Annotated in this window: 21 protein-coding genes; 2 read left to right on the top strand and 19 right to left on the bottom strand. The window is 35.9% G+C overall.

All coding sequences use genetic code 11. The annotated features are described in order from the left end of the window. The 11 genes from B5D12_RS10150 to B5D12_RS00680 all read right to left on the bottom strand — a co-directional run. A partial coding sequence (locus B5D12_RS10150) for a hypothetical protein (protein ID WP_159443815.1) occupies nt 1-228 on the bottom strand: 228 nt, incomplete at its 3' end. Nucleotides 229-407: 179 nt separating this feature from the next. Continuing rightward, nucleotides 408-1,253: a patatin-like phospholipase family protein gene (locus B5D12_RS00635; RefSeq protein WP_078755007.1), complete on the bottom strand. Its 846-nt coding sequence runs from the start codon at nt 1,251-1,253 to the stop codon at nt 408-410. Between the two features lie 184 nt (nt 1,254-1,437). Continuing rightward, entirely contained in the window at nt 1,438-2,220 is a 783-nt protein-coding gene (gene yghU, locus B5D12_RS00640; protein WP_078755008.1) for a glutathione-dependent disulfide-bond oxidoreductase, read from the bottom strand. Between the two features lie 87 nt (nt 2,221-2,307). Further along, nucleotides 2,308-2,814, bottom strand: coding sequence for a phosphatase PAP2 family protein (locus tag B5D12_RS00645; protein ID WP_078755009.1), 507 nt, complete (start codon nt 2,812-2,814; stop codon nt 2,308-2,310). 346 nt (nt 2,815-3,160) lie between these two features. Then, nucleotides 3,161-3,937, bottom strand: coding sequence for a hypothetical protein (locus B5D12_RS00650; RefSeq protein WP_078755010.1), 777 nt, complete (start codon nt 3,935-3,937; stop codon nt 3,161-3,163). A 401-nt stretch (nt 3,938-4,338) separates the two neighbouring features. Beyond that, entirely contained in the window at nt 4,339-5,298 is a 960-nt protein-coding gene (locus tag B5D12_RS00655; protein WP_078755011.1) for an aldo/keto reductase, read from the bottom strand. An 87-nt stretch (nt 5,299-5,385) separates the two neighbouring features. After that, complete coding sequence (locus B5D12_RS00660) at nt 5,386-6,186, bottom strand: ABC transporter permease (RefSeq protein ID WP_143412006.1); 801 nt, start codon at nt 6,184-6,186, stop codon at nt 5,386-5,388. Continuing rightward, nucleotides 6,176-6,994, bottom strand: a complete 819-nt coding sequence (locus B5D12_RS00665; RefSeq protein WP_078755013.1) for an ABC transporter ATP-binding protein — start codon at nt 6,992-6,994, stop codon at nt 6,176-6,178. Before B5D12_RS00665 ends, B5D12_RS00660 begins: the two co-directional genes overlap by 11 nt. Before the next feature lie 294 nt (nt 6,995-7,288). Further along, complete coding sequence (locus B5D12_RS00670) at nt 7,289-7,855, bottom strand: HD domain-containing protein (protein ID WP_078755014.1); 567 nt, start codon at nt 7,853-7,855, stop codon at nt 7,289-7,291. Nucleotides 7,856-8,036: 181 nt separating this feature from the next. Continuing rightward, nucleotides 8,037-8,783: a DUF6198 family protein gene (locus B5D12_RS00675; RefSeq protein ID WP_234982875.1), complete on the bottom strand. Its 747-nt coding sequence runs from the start codon at nt 8,781-8,783 to the stop codon at nt 8,037-8,039. A gap of 458 nt (nt 8,784-9,241) precedes the next feature. Continuing rightward, nucleotides 9,242-10,591 (bottom strand): GntP family permease, encoded by a 1,350-nt coding sequence (locus B5D12_RS00680; RefSeq protein WP_078755015.1) that lies wholly within the window; start codon nt 10,589-10,591, stop codon nt 9,242-9,244. 184 nt (nt 10,592-10,775) lie between these two features. On the opposite strand from B5D12_RS00680, the gene B5D12_RS00685 reads away from it, so the two are divergent. Then, the gene (locus B5D12_RS00685; RefSeq protein ID WP_078755016.1) at nt 10,776-11,714 is read left to right on the top strand and encodes a LysR family transcriptional regulator; all 939 of its coding nucleotides are present in this window, start codon (nt 10,776-10,778) and stop codon (nt 11,712-11,714) included. A gap of 460 nt (nt 11,715-12,174) precedes the next feature. Here the strand turns inward: B5D12_RS00685 and B5D12_RS00690 are convergent, their stop codons facing one another. After that, nucleotides 12,175-13,074 carry an alpha/beta hydrolase gene (locus B5D12_RS00690; protein WP_078755017.1) on the bottom strand — a complete coding sequence of 300 codons (900 nt, stop codon included), beginning with the start codon at nt 13,072-13,074 and terminating at the stop codon, nt 12,175-12,177. A 10-nt stretch (nt 13,075-13,084) separates the two neighbouring features. Next, entirely contained in the window at nt 13,085-13,579 is a 495-nt protein-coding gene (gene tpx / locus B5D12_RS00695) for a thiol peroxidase (RefSeq protein WP_078755018.1), read from the bottom strand. A gap of 203 nt (nt 13,580-13,782) precedes the next feature. Between tpx and B5D12_RS00700 the strand changes: the two genes are divergently transcribed. Further along, the gene (locus B5D12_RS00700) at nt 13,783-15,123 is read left to right on the top strand and encodes an MATE family efflux transporter (protein ID WP_200802968.1); all 1,341 of its coding nucleotides are present in this window, start codon (nt 13,783-13,785) and stop codon (nt 15,121-15,123) included. A 115-nt stretch (nt 15,124-15,238) separates the two neighbouring features. On the opposite strand, the gene B5D12_RS00705 is transcribed toward B5D12_RS00700, so the two are convergent. The 6 genes from B5D12_RS00705 to B5D12_RS00730 form a co-directional block, all read right to left on the bottom strand. Further along, nucleotides 15,239-15,994, bottom strand: coding sequence for a thermonuclease family protein (locus B5D12_RS00705; protein WP_078755020.1), 756 nt, complete (start codon nt 15,992-15,994; stop codon nt 15,239-15,241). A 167-nt stretch (nt 15,995-16,161) separates the two neighbouring features. Then, nucleotides 16,162-16,359, bottom strand: coding sequence for a type II toxin-antitoxin system antitoxin (locus B5D12_RS00710; protein WP_078755021.1), 198 nt, complete (start codon nt 16,357-16,359; stop codon nt 16,162-16,164). Continuing rightward, entirely contained in the window at nt 16,359-17,390 is a 1,032-nt protein-coding gene (locus tag B5D12_RS00715) for an SPFH domain-containing protein (RefSeq protein ID WP_446497130.1), read from the bottom strand. Before B5D12_RS00715 ends, B5D12_RS00710 begins: the two co-directional genes overlap by 1 nt. Nucleotides 17,391-17,693: 303 nt before the next feature. Then, nucleotides 17,694-18,413: a TMEM164-related integral membrane acyltransferase gene (locus tag B5D12_RS00720; RefSeq protein ID WP_078755023.1), complete on the bottom strand. Its 720-nt coding sequence runs from the start codon at nt 18,411-18,413 to the stop codon at nt 17,694-17,696. A gap of 181 nt (nt 18,414-18,594) precedes the next feature. Further along, entirely contained in the window at nt 18,595-19,446 is an 852-nt protein-coding gene (locus B5D12_RS00725; RefSeq protein ID WP_078755024.1) for an aminoglycoside 6-adenylyltransferase, read from the bottom strand. Between the two features lie 350 nt (nt 19,447-19,796). Continuing rightward, a complete protein-coding gene (locus B5D12_RS00730) occupies nt 19,797-20,429 on the bottom strand; it encodes a GyrI-like domain-containing protein (protein ID WP_078755025.1) in 633 nt (210 codons plus the stop codon). Between the last annotated feature and the right edge of the window lie 10 nt (nt 20,430-20,439).

Here is a 20,439-nt window from a genome sequence, read left to right on the forward strand (position 1 = left end):
CACAGCTTCAACAGTTGTATCATTGTCTTCAACGACTTCAGCCTGATTGACTACAGTATCTCCAACTGCTTCAACGACAGTCTCTTCACTGACGGCCTCAACAACGACTTCATCATAATTAGTCGCTTCCTCTGCTTGTACTTGAGCACTTAATGCCATCGTTGCCAAAACAGATGCTGAAACGGCAATCCATTTACCTTTACTTTTCTTTAAAATTTTATTTCCCATTTTATTATTCGTCCCCCAAAATAAACACTAGCAACAAAACGATATACCCCATCATTTTAGCATATTCAAAATATTTATGGTCTTTTACAATGTTACAGTTTCGTGACAAAAGGCAGTGAGCTGTATAAAAAAACAAAGGACTTAGCAACTTTCTCGTCTAAGTCCTTTTGGGTTATAAATTAATTTTTAAATAAATATTGTTTCAACGATTCGCTTTTGGTGGTAGCATCGTTGACTCCTAATTGGTACATCGCTGTTAATGCTTGAGCATTTTTCTCTAACCGTCCAATCCGCATCTTTTTAGAAGGCTGGATTACAAAAACTTTGCCTTCTTCTTCTAAATTATTTACTAACTCTAAACTCTGATTGTAATTCCTTGAGCGTTGTTTCCAAGTGGCCACAAAATTGGGATACCCGCGATAAATCATTTCATATAATCGTGATGAAGTGGTTTCTTTGCGATAGCCCTTTGGTTGCGTTAAAACTACAATCACTTTGTCATATCCCATCGACAAAATCTTCTTAATGGGAATAGAATCAGCAATACCCCCGTCTAAATAAGGCATACCATTAAGTTCAACGATTTGTGAGACTAATGGCATGGCAGATGAGGCACGCAGCACTTCCATTTGGTTTAAAGGATGCGTTATTTTAATATACTCCGCTTTACCAGAATAGAGATTAGTCACTGTCGCATAAAAATCAACACCGGATTGATAGAACGCTTTTTGATCAAAAGGATCCAAACGAAAGGGCACTTCATAATAGGCAAAATCTTTATTCACAATATTGCCAGTCTTTAATAAATTAGACAGCCCCATATATTGAGGGTGATTTAAATATTTTAAATTATAACGAAGAATGCGTCCAATCTGATGAGATGGATAATTAACTCCAAACAAGGCGCCGGCTGAAACAGCCACTATACCATTGACTTTAATCTTTTGGCGCATCATCACATCTAAAACGCCAGCCGTATAGATGCCACGCATCGCACCACCTTCTAATAGTAATCCGACTTTCAATAAATTCTCCCCTCAACCTTTTGGTTATACCTTATTATCTCTATCCATACAATATTTTTTTCTGTCTTAATTCGTCATTTACCAGCACTCACTTTATGTGAAACTGGTATTTAACAGGCGCAATACGTTTATTGGCATTAATCTGCAATATTCTTTGAATCACAGTTCCAGTATTACAATTCGCTTAAATATCCTTATACTCTACTGATAATGCTTTTTGTACGGCAGGTCTAGCTGCTATTCTTTCAGTCCAGTCTTTAACATTTTGATAGCTTTCCATATCTAAAAACTCATACGAACCATCATATAATTTATCTTGTGCTAAGCGTCCATACCATGACCAAATTATCATATCGGCTATGGTATATTCGTCACCGACCATATAAGCTTGTTGTGATAAATGTTGATCTAAGACATCCAATTGACGTTTAGTTTCCATCGTATAACGATTGATTGGATATTCTTGTGCAGTTGGTGCATAGTTATAAAAATGTCCGAAACCGCCACCTACAAAGGGTGCTGCTCCTGTTTGCCAAAATACCCAGTTCAAACATTCGGTTTTTTCCGCACGATTTTTAGGTAAGAAATGCCCGAATTTCTCAGCTAAGTATAATAAAATCGACCCAGATTCAAAAACACGAAGCGGTGTTGGTTCAGAATAATCTACCATGGCAGGAATTTTAGAATTAGGATTAATCTTGACAAAATCACTGCCAAATTGATCGCCTTTTCCAATATCAATTTTGAACAAATCATAATTAGCTTCCTCAATACCTAATGCTTTTAATTCTTCTAGCATAATCGCCACTTTAATTCCATTGGGTGTCCCTAATGAATAGACTTGTAAAGGAGCATCACCTTTAGGAAGTGTTTGTTCAAAACGAGCGCCAGCTGTTGGACGATTACCTGAACGATTGTCATTTTCATCTTCCCATTGCCATACTTTCGGTTTAATATAGTCCGTCATTTTGTTACCTCCATTATTAATTGTTATCTACAGTATAAGTCTTTTAACTTTTCACAACAAATAGAATGCTTTAAGCGCTATGGATTGTTAACCCAAAATAAACATCAAACTACCACATAATACGCCAATTAAGATGCCGACAATGACATCTTTAGGATAATGAACCCCAACTGCCACCCGACAAAAGGCTAATAAAAGGGTTAAAATTAAACAAACCAACCCCAATGATAGTTGCCATTTTAAAATACACATACTGATCATCGTGGCTGAAAATACATGACGACTGGGGAATGACTCTCCAGTCTTGTCTCGCTTAAGTAAAGGTTGAATGGGCCACTCCTCATACGGTCTAGGGGCATTGATTACTTTTCTAAATAGGGACAACAAGACAAAACTAATGCCCGGCACAATCACCATCAGGCCCCACTCACTGATTGGTCTTTTGGTTAAATAAAAATACAATAATAAAGCTGGATAAAGAATATACATAAAGGTCGTAATGGATTGATTTAAAAATAAAACCACTTGTTTTAATAGTGGATGAGTATTAAAAAAGCTGGCTATTCGCTGATAAAATATCAAATAATTATTCATGATGCGCTCCTTATTAAGGTTATTTGCTTCTATTATAACTAATTCTAAACAAGATACGAATAATTTCTAATGTGTAATTAACAAAAATCAATCATCGTCTCCTTATTTAAAACAAATAGTAACGAGTTGTAAATCAATAGAGACTACGATTGACTATGATAATCCCAACCTTTTTTTATATTTACAATAAAAAAGAATGAACAAGAAGTAGAAAATTGAATGATTTCCACTTTTTTTGCCCACCTTCTCTAAGACGTCACTCAACTCATGCACTGACAATAAACGATCAATCAATTGATTGCAGTTATCAACTCTCGGTTGAGCCTTCACAATTTACAGTTTATAATTATTTGGTTATTCTACGAAATGCGCCAATTCTTGGCATTTTAATATCATAATTGAGCCCCATTATCAGATTGGTCGCCCAGATTCCAAAAAAGAATACTAAGATTGGTCCCACACAAGTCGTAATAATTAATACAGCGGTAGAGTCAATCATATTGCCAAGACTTCGTTCAAATTTAGCCATTAAATCGGTCGCTGCGGTAGTCATTTGTTCAAATAGATTTTTATCTTGAGTGGCTTCTTTATTTACCGACTCAGCTTGTTCAAATGTTTGTTCAATTGATGATTGATAATTTTCTTCTATTTTATTTGAAATCCCCACACTAGCTGGGATAATGGTAAAAATCATAATCCCCATTAAGAAAACTCGCATACCTAAGCGTTTCAAACGGTCGCTTTTTATGGCGAGATTGAGAAGCAATGCACCACAAGCTAAGGGGATTAACCATTGCAACGCCACTAAAGGTGTCACCGATAAGAAATATTTTTGCAGCCAAATCCCCGCAAAAACAATTAATAAATAATCGGCAATATCGGCAATGTTTTGTGCGACTGGTCCACCAACATCACCAGGGATTAGCGTAATCGCAGTGGAGGTCGTACCCGCTAAAGCAGTTAGAGCTACTACTGTTTCTTTCTTTTCATCTAAGGTCTCAATCGTCTGTATATTAACATTGGTTACCCAATCGGTATCGGCTGAAAAATAACTGGTAGTACCAATGGCAATGAATAAAATAGCTAATAACAAATTTTTAACATTAAAAATTGATTGATTCATTTTCTCACCTCTTAAATTAGATAATAAGGGGTGGGTAAGAAGTAGAAAATCGGTTGATTTTCGCTTCGTCTGTCCCCCGTACCATTGGGAGTAAACCGATGTATAAATTCGATTGCTTTCCGCTTCATCTGTCCACTCTCCGAAACAATAAAGTAGTCTCACACTAGATATTAAAACGGTGTTTGAGACCACTCAACTTACGTGCTATAAAATAATAAGATGAGAACAAACTCAATTTATCAAGTTTTGCCCACTCTCACTAAGCCCATTTTATCGAACAAAAAAACTCAATACATCAGACTTACGACCTAATTTGCTTGTCTGAAATATTGAGCTTGTTTTTTGATAGTGCAAGCTTTTGACAGTTGCTCATAAAGCACTTCTCTTCCAACAGCAAGTAACTAACGTGCGCCCATAATTTTATGAGGAATATAAGGTTCTTCTAAATATAATAAATCTTCTTCGCTTAATGTTACTTTTAAAGCCCCGACCGCATCGTCAATATGGCTCGTTTTGGTAGTTCCAATAACCGGCGATAACACCCCTCTAGCCCATTGCCAAGCTAAAGCAATCTGTTGCATTTTGACGCCATATTTTTCCGCAATCTCATGAACTCTTTTTACAATTTCATAATCTTGTGCTTCAGTCGAATCATATTTACGAACTGCAGTCGTATCCGTTTTACTTCTTAAAGTATCTGTATGCCAATCTAAACGCGTTAAACGTCCCGCCGCTAAGGGACTATATGGTGTTAATGATACATTAAATTGCTGACAAACCGGAATTAGCTCGCGTTCATCTTCACGATAGATTAAATTATAATGATTTTGCATCGATTGAAAGGGTGCCCAACCATTATCTTTCGCAATGTTTTGTAAATTATGAAATTGATAACCATACATCGCTGACGCACCCAGTGCACGCACTTTACCGTCTACTACTAATTGATTCAAAGCTTCCATCGTTTCTTCCATGGGCGTCTCATAATCGAATCGGTGAATAATATACAAATCTAAGTAGTCCGTGCCTAATCGTTTTAACGTTCCTTCAATTTCACGATTGATGGCTGCTCGTGATAATTTACCTGGATTAAAATAAACTTTAGATGCCAGAATCACGTCATCACGTTTTAAATTACGTTTTACAATATTCCCAACATATTCTTCACTCGTACCCTGGGAGTATCGATTAGCGGTGTCAAAAAAATTAATTCCTTGTTCAAAAGCATGTAACATAATCTTTTCGCTTTCAGGCTCTTCTAACGTCCATTCATGCATCGTACCTGGCTTACCAAAACTCATACAACCTAAACAAATCTTTGAAACTTCAATATCGGTATTGCCTAATTTTCCGTATTCCATATTCACCCTCCATTTTAATCAAATTCTCATAATGATATTATAAAGGATAGTAGAATGTTTCTCCATTAATTTGCGTCAACCTATGGATTAGATATATAAATTCTTCTCTTTAAAAATTTTTACAGCTAGAGTAAATAATAGAAATGCGATAACCAAAGCCACTAACACTAAGATATACGCCATCGGCTCGCCAGCTAATAGTCCTTCACCGTTAAATAAACTAAACACTGTAAAATATTTTAAAAAAACAACTTTGTCGTCAATATTAGAAATCATTTTAAAAACAAACATGACGATAGGAATGGCCATACCAACTGCCAAACTTAAGCGGGCATCGGAAAAATAAGTGGAGGCTAAAAAGCTAATGCTCGCAATTAATACCCACAAGCAATAAAGTCCAAAATTTAGTTTTAATAAGGAAACTAAATCGGCTTCGGTTGGAAACATCACCCGAATTGTTAAATATTGAATCATTGTCACATAAACAAATAATCCAAACAATGAACTTAACAAGACTGTAATTTGTGTCAGTATAACTTTTGTTCGTTTATTATGTCCGGTTAACAACACTACCATTGATCCACGATCAACATAACGTGCCACCAAGACATGAGCGCGATTCAGTATGAAAATCATCGGAAAAATCATTAAAATAAAACCGTACAAATATGAAACTAAAAAGCCTAACAAGCTAGTGCTACCTGCTTTAAATCCGACCGCCGCCATTAAGCCTGGCATTGTTTTAAAAAATTGATCCATCATTTTCATCATGGTCGGATTATACATTCCGATAATAATGGTGACATACATGGTTAAAATTAAGCAAATTCCAATAAATAACCACCGACTAGACTTTAATTCTTTAACAAATAATGTACTATTCATCATCGCCACCTCCATAATAATGTAAGAAGATAGACTCAAGGCTAGCTGTCTTAGACACTTTCACTTGATTCCCTATTTGTTCGCCATGATAGTCCTTTGCAAAAGCTAATGCTTCCGCTTCTGTTGGTAAAGTGACTTGATAAGTACGCATATGCTGCGCTCTTAGGTTTTCAATATTGTCTTTAGCGACAATATGACCGGCACGAATAATCGCAACTTGATGACAAGTTCTTTCTACTTCTTCAAATAAATGACTTGAAATGAGTAGCGTCTTGCCTTTCTTTTGTTCTTGTTGAACTAAGTCGACAAAGCGATTTTGCATCAAGGGATCTAACCCACTGGTTGGTTCATCTAAAATCAATACTTGTGGATCATGCATAAACGCCGATACTAATCCTAGCTTTTGCTTAGTCCCTTTACTCATCTTTTTGATAACTGTTTTAGTATCTAATTCAAAACGATCGATTAATTCTTTTTGTAAGGTCACATTTTTAAGGCCACGATATTTTTGAATGAATTTTAAAAATTCAGTGCCTGTCATTTCATCAAAAAAGGCTATTTCACCTGGAACATATCCTAGATAATCCTGAATCTCATCCGCTTGATACCAGGTATCTTTGCCTAAAATCTGTGTCGTACCACTGTGTGGACGAATATAGCCCAATAAATGACGGATGGTGGTCGTTTTTCCGGCGCCATTTGGTCCTAAAAATCCAAAACTTTCTCCTTCTTTTACCTGAATATCAATATCAAAAATGCCACTTGTCTCACTGAATTTGTGAGTCAAATGATCGATGTCAATCACTTTCATAACAACCCCTCCAATATTGAGTATAAGATAACTCTATTATATAGTGAAAACGGATAACTTTATAGCATAATTTTGCAAGAATATTGATTTACACAAAAAAATTTCAGCAAGCAAAATGCAAAAAATCGGAGGAAATTCTATTCGTTTATACGCCCCCAAGGGTTAATTGAGAACCCACTAAAACAATTAAATAAAATCATAAATAGCACCATGCGCTTGAATAGTTTTTCAATGAAAATTATTGTAATGGGATAGTATCCTATATAATATTCGAATGGCACTTTTCAATGATGCCTATTCTGAACTTTCCTTCAGTTTCTCAACCGTATCCTGATGAATCAGCTCCCTTAAGTGTGTTAAGTATGACGAAAAACTCACTCGGTCATTGGCATAAACCAAATTAAATTCCTTTTCATGTTCAGTCCAAGTAGTTAAATCAGACAAATTATGTTGAATCAAAGCTTCTAAACTATCAATAGCTTTATAAACCTTGGCTTCCAATGTCTCTTTCGCTTCCATTTCATTATAAAGTGCCAACATTTCCGTTTGATACGGTTCCGGAATTGTTGCAATCCATTGATTCAACAACTCTTCTTCAGTTTTGCGATCTTGATCTTTCTTTTCAAATGCCGGAATATCTCCTGTAAAACATTCGCCTAAATCATGAATAATGATCATTACCATCACTTTTTGAAAGTCTACTTCAGGAAACTCATCTCTTAAAAAGAAAGCCATTAACGACATCATCCAAGTATGTTCGGCCACGCTCTCATGTCGTCCCTTAGAGGTATAACAATGGCGCGTCGTATCTTTCAAATGCTCAGCAACTGATAAAATTTCTAAAAACTTTCTTGCATCCATTCTCTCAACTCCTTATGAATTACTTTTATTCTAACATAAAGACGTAATAAAACAGGACACAAATTTGATTCTGTCCAAATGACATACACAGATTACATAAACACGCCACAAAAATTTAGAGCCTTTTTCAAAAAATAAAAAAAGCGTAAAACCACCACAAAGTGATTTTACGCTATACTTTTTATGCTTGTTTAACACGACTTACTTCTACTTTCACCGTTGGAATTTCTACTTCAAATTGACCGATGATAAATGATGAAATAAAGGTCGTTAATAGTGAAATTAAACCATTGACCAGCGGCATATATAAGATAACGGATAAAGTTAACACTAGAATATCTGCTAAAAAGTAGGCTTTTCCTAATGAAATTGAGGTGCGATTGGCCACGATTAAGGCATAACAATCATCGCCACCGGCTACACACCCGCGTGATACTACCAGTCCACAACCAATTCCCAATAATAAACCGCCTAAAATGGCCGCTACCACTGGTAGATGTTCTAATGAAGGTAATACCGGACCGACTGCTTCCACTAAGGAATACATTAGGACATAGATCAATGTTGAAAAAATGGCTTTTTTAAAGAATCCTTCTTTTAACAATAAAATTCCCAAGCCATATAATAAAATATCAATTGGCAAATTAATAATGCCGGGACTCAAATGAGTTAATTTTGATAGGACAATTGATAAGCCAATAACGCCACCTTCGGTAATTTTGGCTGGAATATGAATATTGACAATCGCAAAACACATAATCAAGTTTCCTAGCAAAATCATCCCAATATCACCCCAGGATAATTCTAACCATGCTACTAATCGCTTCAAAGTAAAAGAATATCCACGATGAGCCAGCTTTAAGCTTTGATTTGACAACGCTTGGATCTTGGTAAACAACGACTTATTTTTTCTTACTACTATTTTCATCTTTCCCTCTTTTTGTCTTATGACACAGAGGTTTGCATTTTTGGCCACAAAAAAAGACTGCCCTGGCCGGAATACAAACTCCGTGCTGTACAATCTGATGGTTGTTGATGCTTCTTTTTGTTTGAAAATTCTTTCTTGTAAGAACTCTGATTCATACAATTTCTTCGAATAGATCCCACATCAGGCACCCTTCTACTTCGAAACTGCTGCTATCAGATAAAAACTACCATAACGTACAAGACTCTTTTTTATAGTGAGAATTATGGTAACCACCTGAGAATAGTTTCTCATCGTGATTCTATCATAGCACAATTTTAGCCTAATTGACAAGTTATTTACAAAACATTTACAATACTCGCTTATGGTTTTCATGAAAAAATTGGAAAGGAGGCGAAGTCAAAATCACCAGACCTAGACTGCTATCGTCCTTTCCAATGTAAGAAAAATAAGACCCCCAACTAATATAAGATATTACTTGCTAAAATCATGACGATTAAAGCAACTAAGTGACAGCCCCCTACAATAAATACTTGATGGATAAAACCATCCTTAATGGTGGTACCGGCTAAGTTATTATAAGTGATATTAACCCCTGAATGTGGCATTGAAGTCGTAACAGCAGCCGCTACAACAGCAATTCGGTGTACTAATTCTGGATTTAAACCATTCGCAATATAATCTCCGGCAATACTATTCATGACAATCCCCAATGAACCTGAAGCCGAACCGGTTACCGCACTTAATAATGCCGCTGCCACCGATAGTCCAATTAAGGGACTTCCAGGTATACTAGTAATCGCATGTTGAATAATCGCAAAGGCAGGTGAAGCGGTCAAGACCGATCCAAAGGCAACAGATGATGAAGTCGCAAACGCTGACCCAATAGAACCATTGGCTCCCGCATTTAATAATGACATTTGTTCTTTAATATAAGGTCTAAAAATAATCGATGACATCACAATTGCCACTGTTAAAGCAATTAAAATAATATGGTCTACTTTCGAAAACAACATAATGATAATAATTAAGGTCACTAAGGGTAAAACTGATAATAAAATCGACGGTAATTTCGTTTCATCAATTTGAACTTCTTGCTTACTAGTTAATTCGTCGGCTTGGCGTTCGGCTTCGCCCGCTGAATAGCTATAAAAACCTTCGCCTTTGGCTTTAGATGCTTTTAATTGAAGATATAAGTATAAAACGCCATAAGCTAGGGCTGCCGCTGCCCCAATTAAAGATAAAAGAGGTGCTGCCGTTAAAGTCGTGCCAATAACAGAAGTCGGCACCGCATTTTGCACTGAGGGCGCTCCCGGTAACATCGACATCGTGACGGTCGCCATCCCTAAAAATAGCGGAATCGGCAATAATTTCCAACTCACATCTAATTCTTTAAAAATCGGTTTAGCTAATGGAATTAAAGCAAACATGACGACGTATAAGCTTACCCCTCCATAAGTTAAAATTGCCGCAATTAAAGCAAAGGCCAACATAACATAAAACGAATTATCACGCCCTACCAGTTTCAACACAAAGTTGGCAATAGATAAAGTTGCATTACTCTTTTCAATATATTGAGCTAATACCGCTCCCAATAGGAAGATGGCGAAGTTATTAATTAAAAATCCAGCCAATCCTGTCATATAAGAATGCTCTTTACCAACCATGAATTCGAAAATATTCATTCGACTCGTTAAAATGACAATCAATGTCGCTAAAGGCGCTGCTACTGCGATGTGCATTCCCTTAACCGACATCCAAATAATCGCGATAATTGCAATAAAAATTCCAATAATACCTAATATTTCCATATGCACTTTTCCTCTACTGTTTATTTGTTATCTTTATCATATCAAGTTTTATAACATAAATTAAATAACAGATTGTATACGCTTCCCATAACTAAAATGATATAGTACAATAGATTTGAAGAATATTTCAAATGTTAATATCGTTTTAAAATAACTTATAAGTTATAATAGAGGAGTAGAACCGATGAGTAGTATTACGGATAAAGAATTAATTCAAACCATTATGGAAGCAGGCAATATGACGGCTGCTGCCGATAAATTATTTGTCACCCAACCTTATTTGTCAAAATTATTAAAAGAATCCGAAGATAAAATTGGCACAGCTTTATTTAAACGCAATTATCGGTCGATGAGTATTACTTATGCTGGGCAAGTTTATTTAAATTACTTGAATCAAATCGAACAAATAGAAAAGAAAATGATAGCCGATTTATCATTAGTAGCCCAAGAAAAACATGGCTTAATTCGTGTAGGTGTTAATCACACCTTAGCTTCAGCCCTATTACCAACGGTTTATCAAATTTTTAATCAGTATTTTCCTCATATCAAATTTGAATTTTATGAATTTTCAACTACGCGTCTTAATCAAATGCTTAAAAATCAAACACTTGATATCGTCATTGGTCTAAGCGTTCAAGATGAAAATGACTTTGTCCAGGAAATTTTGTATACGGATCAATTATATTTAGTGGTTTCCAAAAATAGTCCACTCTATGACCCACAATATGATAATCAATTAGTCGAAGAGCCTTTTCCTACTTGTGAGCTAAATAATCTACCGCTGATTTTATTGCCGGAAAAGTTCAGTTTGCGCCGTCAAATTAATGATGTGTACTTTAAAGAGGATATTAATTTAAACCTAATGTACGAAACCAGTAACTTATATACAGCTATTGGCTTAGTGAGAAAAGGCTACGGCAATACTTTAGTCCCTATTACTGGTATGAATACCGTAAGTTTTAATAATTGTAATATCTTTTCTCTGGAGGGCGATTATTTTAAAGTCCAGTTTGTACTTTATTATTTGAGAGACAAACCTATCCCCTCATATACTGAACAATTTATAGAACACTCAAAAGAGATTTTCCGAAAGAAGAGTCAAGAATTCCATTTTCGTGTATAAATTTCAACATAAAAAAGGGAGTGGGCCAGAAGTCGAAAACCGACTGGTTTTCGCTTCGTCTGCCTACTCCACATAGTTGGTAGTCTTTATAATGCCACTTAATCACTACGCTTATAATTACGAGCGCTAACTTAATTGAGCTTTTTTCAAGTTTAGGCCTAACCTTTGAAGACGCAGGTTGGCGCTTATAATTAACATATCATAAGCTAACTGAATTTATCGAGTTAATGCCTACTCTCTCAAACTTAATATTCGTTGCATTTAAGAGAAATCCTGTTCTTATTTTTTCAAGACAGCGGGTCTTATCGCCCTTTGAAGCGACTCGCTCATTTTTTAGCACAGTGAATGATTACGAGCCGAAATAGGCAATATTATTGATACATCCTGCTCTTGCCAATCATCACCTGGAAACCCAGACGCGGTATCCATATCACATACTACTGTTTATCTACCGCACTTTTTAGATTGTTTGTAAAAAGTCCTCGATTAATTTCGTATAGGCTTTGATGCCAATCGTTTGTCTGGAACCGGCATGAGTTGCACGGTCAATGAGGTGAACCACACTTTTGCCATGATTAGCCGCAGCTAAATGCTCACTATGTTCTGGCAAGATAAAAGTATCATTTTTACCGTGAATAAACATGATTGGTACTTCATTTTCTCTTAAAGCATCTACTGCACTGGTAGCTTTCATATCGAAACCTTGTGTTAATTTCATCATAAAATTGACTCCATAAATTAACGGCCCCACTTTATATTGACGGTATAAACTCGCAATCAACTCATATAAATTAGTAAACCCACAATCGGCCACCACAAATTGAATTTTAGGTCGATACGCTAACACATTTAAAGAAATCGAGCTGCCCATCGATTCACCATGTAAGCCTAAATAAATATTATCGCCATAGCGCTGATAGGTATCTTCAATCAATGTCAGTAAATCTTTAGCCTCAAAATTCCCTAACGAAACAGGTGTTTTTTCATTTTCACCATGTCCACGCACATCATAAATAATGACATTAAACCCTTGTGAACGGTATGCATCTAAATACTTTACCGCACCGTAGCGATTCGCTGTATAACCATGAGAAATAATCACATATTTATCCGATGGCACTGCCGCTTTCACTAAGACGACATGTAATGGATAATCTTGATACCCGTTAACCGTATAGGCCGTTTTATCATAATTATCGAAATTCCCCCACAAATGATGTTCCTTTTCCCAAGCCATTTCTTTTTCTAATGATGAGATTTTAGGTTGTGCAATATTTTTTGAAAAATGGAGCGAAATGATGCCATAGGCTATAATGAATAATACTAAAAAGACAATCACAATCCAAAAAAGCCACTCCATAAAATCCTCCTTAAGCTAATTCTTTAGCAGCGTTGATAGCTGCCTCGTAATCAGGATGGCTATTAACATTATCTAAATACTCAACATAAGTAATTTCATTCTGTTCATTAGCTACAATAACCGCACGTGCTAATAAATGCCACTCTTCCATCAAAACACCATACGCATTTCCGAATGATTGATCATAATAATCAGATAATAACAAAGCATTCTCAATGCCTGAAGCACCACACCAACGTTTTTGAGCAAAAGGTAAATCACAAGAAACCGTTAGCACCACTGTATTTTCCATATCAGATAAGGATTGGATAAACTGTCTAGTTTGGGCATCACAAATCCCCGTATCGACCGAAGGCACAATACTTAAAACTTTTTTCTTACCTTCAAAGTCAGCTAGAGATTGCTTTACTAGATCAGGATTTACAAGTGTAAAATCGGGTAACTGTTCTCCTACCTTTAATTGTTTACCGATGATGGTGACGAATTCACCTTTAAATGTTGTCATGTTAAGACCCCTACCTTTATTTCATTTTTCAGTAGCCTTATCATATCACAAAATAAGCTGATTCAATAACGATGTGTTTTGAAAGAAAATAACAAAATTAATTAATCATGTTAAGTTTATAGGCTAAAAGACTAGATAATTATTGCGTAAAGTACTATCATATTACTAGTAGTTTAATAACTGAAAAAAATAGAAAGGATATTATGAAAGATAAAGCCTATTATAAAACAGCCATTTCAATGGCCTGGCCTTCTGTGTTAGAAAGCTTCTTTATTTCATTGGCAGCGATGATCGATACGATGATGGTCGGTGGATTAGGAAGTTTTGCGATTGCAGCAGTCGGCTTAACAACACAACCAAAACTAATTGGATTAACCGTCTTTTTTGCTATAAACATCGCCGTATCATCATTAGTTGCAAGGAGACGCGGACAAGAAGATAAACGCGGGGCCAATGAAGTTTTCTTAACAGCATTATTTTTAACAGTAGTGGCTAGTTTAATCATTACCGCTATTTTCTTATATTTTGCTGATGATATTATGTATTTAACTGGAAGCAATCATGAAACCCACCAACCCTCTGTCAATTATTTACGGATCATTATGGGGGGGATGATCTTTAATGTCATCGCCATGGTGATTAACGCCGCTCAACGCGGAAGTGGCAATACCCGAATTGCCTTCTTTACCAATGTCACCTCATCCATCGTTAATATTATTTTCAACTATTTACTAATTAATGGTAAATTGGGATTCCCCGCTTTAGGGATTGAAGGGGCTGCCATCGCCACCGTATTAGGAACCTTTGTGGCCATGTTGATGAGCATTCGCTCACTCTATAGTCCCGATAGTTTAATCCAAATTAAATATATTTTAAAATATAAAGTCAAAATGCAAATGAAGACTGTTAAAATGATTTTTGGCTTAGGCTCTAATATGGCAGTTGAAAATCTGATGATGCGTATTGGGTTTGTAGCTACTGCGGTCACAGCCGCAAAACTTGGCACAAATGCCTTTGCCATTCACAATGCCGGTATGAATTTACTGAGTCTTGGCTTTTCATTCGGAGATGGGATGCAAGTAGCTGCCGTTGCCTTAGCCGGTAGAGCTTTAGGTCGTCAAGACCATGATGAAGCCATTAAATTCGGTCAAATTTGTCAACGGATTGGTTTAGTCATGTCACTGGTACTATCATTATTTTTATTTACTTTTGGTAAAAATTTAATGGGTCTCTATTTTAATGAAGCCACCCTCATTGATGAAGGGGCTATTATCACCCGCTTTGTCATGATTATTGTGCTATTACAAATCTCCCAACTTGTTTATGGCGGATGCTTAAGGGCAGGAGGCGACGTTCGCTATACCCTTATTGCCGGCATTATATCGGTTACCATTATCCGTACAAGCGTTACACTAATATTAGTTAATATCTTCAATTTGGGTCTTTACGGTATTTGGATTGGGATTTTATCCGATCAATTCTCGCGTTTTATTTTATTACGTCATCGCTTCAAACAAGGTAATTGGACTCGGATTGAAATCTAGTCTATTTATATAACAAAATAAGTATCCTCAAACGTTGAGTCACACCAGATTACAGCTTCGTATTATCTTGGTATAGCTCAAACGAGAGGATACTTTTTATTTAAATACACGATGATTACTGAGGAACCTCGCAACCAACCCCGTCTTTATCACCATCAAATTGGGGACGAAATCCAGGATCGCCCTCCCTAATCGGTGCCTTACCGGCTTGCCAAACTTCCTTACAGTTTCGATAATAAACTTCTTCCGCTTCATTGACAGAATCAGCTGAATGGTTGGCTTGAAGTTCATATTCAGCTTTGTTAATAAACTCTAAATCTCCATCCACCCACACCCTTAAGCCTTCATATTTGGCTTTTTCTTGCGCTTCATAAATGGCTTTGACATATTGACTATTAGGTAAATATTGATGGATGTATCGTGCAATAGCATAACCTTCTCTAATTAGAATTTCTGATAAGAGATGCCCATCAACCCAAACATGCACTAAATCACGTTGATATTTATCCTTTTTGGGACCTTCATATTCAATTTGAATTAATTCAGCTTCTTCAAATATTTGATTGACTCGCTTACGCGCCGCCTTACTATATGGTACGCCTCCTCTAATTTCAGGAGCATCCATTAATAAAAATCTTGCTTTAATACTTGGCTCCGTCGCACGATCCAAAATAAAATCTGCAGTATCCCCATCGTAAACGTTAAAAGATTTAACAGTAAATAATTGATCCGGGCTAGCAGTCGTTTCCGCTAAAGTGTTATAGCCTAAAGCGGCCTCAGTGACTTCTGCTTTAATTACTGGAGGATGAAACATTAGTAGCAGTAACAGTCCTAATAAACAACCGATATAACGATGTTTATCTTGTCTCATATGTCTCTCCTCCAATCCTTCTATTCATCCTATTATAACAAATTTTGCGTCCTTTAACTGATTTATTTTTTGGCTATTATTAAATAAAAAACAATGCACATAAAATATATAAAAATCCTTGAACAACAGACTTGCGTCCATTATTCAAGGATATCCTTTTAAACAGATTACTCGATATCAAGTTCAATGCCTTCATCTAAAGTTTCTGAGACATACTTGCCATCTTTTTTCCGTTGCTTTACACACTCCGTTAGGAGGTATTCAATTTGTCCATTAATTGAACGGAAATCATCTTCCGCCCAAGCCGCTATCTGTTCATAGAGCTTTGCAGAAACTCTAAGCGGGATTTGTTTTTTGGCACCCACTAATAAAGACTACCTGAGTTAACAATTGGTGAAACTTCACTGTTGCCGCATAAGACTACTAGTAAGTTTGACACCATTGCTGCTTTTCTTTCTTCATCCAATTCGACGACATTGTTTTCTTGAAGTTTATCTAAAGCCATTTCGACCATTCCTACCGCACCATCTACAATCATCGCTCGTGCATCAATTAAGGCAGAAGCTTGTTGTCTTTGTAACATCGCGGCTGCGATCTCAGGCGCATAAGATAGATGGGTAATTCGCGCTTCAATAATTTCAAGACCTGCAAATTCAACGCGTCTTTGGATTTCATCTTTAATACGACTTGCTACAACTTCACTTGAGCCACGTAATGAACCATCATCCGGTTCACCGTCTCCAGTCGTATCGATTTCAAAGTTTGGATTCACATCATAAGGGTATTGACGAATAATGTTTCGTAAGGCTGAGTCTGTTTGAAGTGATAAATATTCTTTAAAGTTATCAACATTAAAGACCGCTTTGGCTGTGTCATTCACTTTCCACATGACCGCAATCCCAATTTCCACTGGATTCCCTAAATAATCATTAATTTTTTGCTTGCTATTGTTCAAAGTCATGACTTTTAAGGAAATCTTTTTGTTTCCTAAGTCAACACTAACCCCTTCACTACCCGTCTTCAAAATGGAGCGATTTTCTTCTTTAACGTCGCCACTTTGACTTAATTTGGTATTGGCTGCGGGGTTGAACGATTGAGAGAATGGATTAACAAAGTAAAATCCTTCGCCTTTAAGTGTCCCAATATATTTACCAAATAATGTCAGCACTAATGATTCTTGAGGTTTCAATACTTTTAGCCCCAATAGCATAATCCATCCAAGCGCCCAGTATAAGATACTGATCACTAATAAAGCGATATTCAGCGCATTGCCATCTCCTTTATCAAGAACATTAACATTCACGATAAATAAAACAATCGAAACTAGTAGTAAAGCAAAATACAACCCTAGCACTAAGAAACCTTTATTTTTGCCTTTTAATTGAATTTCTTCAATGTTATCGCTCTGGCTGAGCTTTTTCTCAACTGTATTCATACGCTTTCCTCCCAAATCTATTTGATATCATTATGATATCAATAAAAATCTTCTTTGACAATCCCTAGAAGTTAATATTTGATTAAGAATCTGCCAATTAAGATGAAAGTTTTAAGCTCTTTAAAATCCGAAATGGTATACATGGAATACAAAGAGAGCGATTAGACTGGCACCATGCTTACCTTGGAATTAAGCAAAAAACACCCTGCCGATTATACTCGATAAGGTGTAAGAACAGGAAGTGGATTTTCAAACAGAAATTACTTAAGGTTGATTGATTGACTGATATTGCTTAGAGGTAAACTCACGCTCTGTTAAATATTCACTCAAACTATAATAACAAACCTCCGCCACTGAGAATAATGCAAAAGTCACAATCGCACAAATGGCTAAATACAAACTATCTGGCAATCCATTTAAAAAAGCAAATGGTCGCATCACTAAATAAAAATAATTGCCATTAACCAATGGATTAATAAAATAAACAGTCATCATATAAACCATCATAAAAATAAAAGGTAATTGCTTATCCGATTTTTGAATCCTAAAATCATAGGCTATCATCGCAAAGAATGGCAATAGCAGTGTAATGGTATGATTCACCAAAAAACTCACGCCTAATGGATGAGTAATCCCTTGAACACGGCTCGGATAGAGAAAACTTAATAAAGCAAAAAAACCAGTAAAAGATAAAATCTTAATGACCTGCTTATTTTTAGTCGCTAAATAAATAATCCCTAAAATACTATTGATCCGGCTGATATGTAATGGCATTGACTCCGATAAATCAAATTTAAAGAAAAGTAAGTAAGAACCATATAATATACATTGTTGTATTAAACTAATAATTAAAACAATCAAACTAATTTGATCACGGTATTTGCGCACAAATTTAATATTTGAAAACAGTAAAATCCCTATCACGATGACAATGCCAATATATAATAAGTGGTTTGGACCAAACGGTTGGATAAACTCGGTCATCTTATCCTCCTCTAATCATTCTAGTATAATTTTTCAACTTTATTATAGCAAAAAGGTTGTAACCGCTGCTACAACCTTCTCTCTGATTTACTTAATATTAACATGATTATTACAATCGCAATTGGAAAAACTACGATTTGACTGGTTAATGATGTACTCTGCAGTGAAAAAATTTCGTTATTTAAACGACCGTTTCCAATGTTTGATGATACAGTTTAATCGTTTCATAAAAATTGGGAGCCGGATAATCCATTAATTGGCAGACTTCCTGTAATACCTCTTCAAAAAACACCATCATTTCATTTAAAACGATTTGCGTTTGTTCTAAGCTTTCTAAGCGATAGGTTTGATAAAGCCGTTGTGTTTCATCTGCTGACAATAACTGAGGCAGTCGCTTCATTTGTTTATTTAAATTAATTGGAAAGCCTGCTCTTGCCCCTACTAAATAGCCTAACATTCGCAGTAACTCAGGTCTCAAAATTTGTTCTAATAACCCGTTCGCATATAATAATTCTTTTCTTAGTAGACCTTTTTTAACATAAGTACTGACAAAATAAAATTCATTGGCACAATCCTCAACATGTTGGGCAGAGGGTGCTTGTACCCAAAACATTTCATCAGTTGGTTCTAATGGGGTCTGAAACTGTCCATCTTTGTCAATCAAAATTTGAATTAAGGGATCTTGTTCAAAATAGAGTTGACTATCCGCAATCGGAACTAAAGTCAAATCTATTTTGATACCATCTGGAAATAACATTAAATAAGAAAACCAGCCATTGGGAAAGTCGGGAGGATACAAACTCATCCCTTCAGGTTTTTGCACAAAAATTCTTTCTCCAAATTTTTCTAACCATTTATCAGATGTCAAATAACTCTCAACATCTGTAACTAAAAATGTAATATCATAATCTTGCCATGGGTCTTGTTTTACATTAGGATTCACACGACTACCTTCCAGTGTCATTACTCTAATTCGTTCATCGGCAGTTACAATTTTAGTTAATAGGTCAAAAACTTGGTTTGAATTTCGCATTATATCATGGCTCCTTTATTTTTTGATTTGGTTCATAAAGATAACGACTGATTGGCGATTAAATTTTTATTCAAAAACGAGTATCGATTTTCTTGATGCTGTACAACTAAATTTGTTTAATCAGTTAACTTATTAAATGTCCTTCCAGTAACAACTCCCTTCTCTTATTGAAAGAGTAGACAAAAGCCTAAGACTCCTTCCTTACTTCCATTATACGACTCAAATCCAGTTAGTGTCAAATAAAAGCTCCTTAATATTCAATTCTTTACTCAATATTTACGTGATTTCAATATTCATTCAAGACTTCATTTGTGTGGAATATTAAATTTCATGATGAAAGTTAAAAAATGCTACACTTTACGAATCGGATGTCTAACTAAGGTTTTTAATTTTTCTGGAGCGGTACGTCTGGGGTCACTATAATAGATTTCATGATGGTGACGTTGCTCGCTTAAGTCGAGGACATAACCTTCCGCTTCAGCATACTGATGCATTTTTTCGGCGGTTTCAGGTTCGGTATCATACGGTCCTATGTGAACTGCTTGTACGCACACGCCTTCTTCATAGGTTAATAATTCCACTTTCGAATAATCTTTTTGCTTCTTACTCGTTGCTTCTGTTTTAGCCCAATTCACAATTTCTTCCGTAACAAAATCGGGCATTCGGATTAAGGCATACCATTCAAATAATTCTTTTTTGGTTGCATCATAACCCTTTATATCCGTTTGCCACCAAAATCCCTCTAAAGGTGGCACCACAAAATCCTCATAATTCGGTAGGTCAACACTGCCTTTTTTACTCATTTTGATGGTATAAGCAATGCCATATAATTGCTCAATTGCTTTAGGATATTCGCCTTCCGGATCATTTGGATTACCACTACCCCTTACTGCTAAATATTGCATCTTTGGAATCGTAACAATGGTCGGTTGCTGGTTCGTTTGATAATATGCTTTTTCTACTTTTTTAAAATCAAAAACCATTTGAGCCCCT

The organism is Globicatella sulfidifaciens DSM 15739 (genome assembly GCF_900167405.1).
GTDB classification, from domain to species: domain Bacteria; phylum Bacillota; class Bacilli; order Lactobacillales; family Aerococcaceae; genus Globicatella; species Globicatella sulfidifaciens.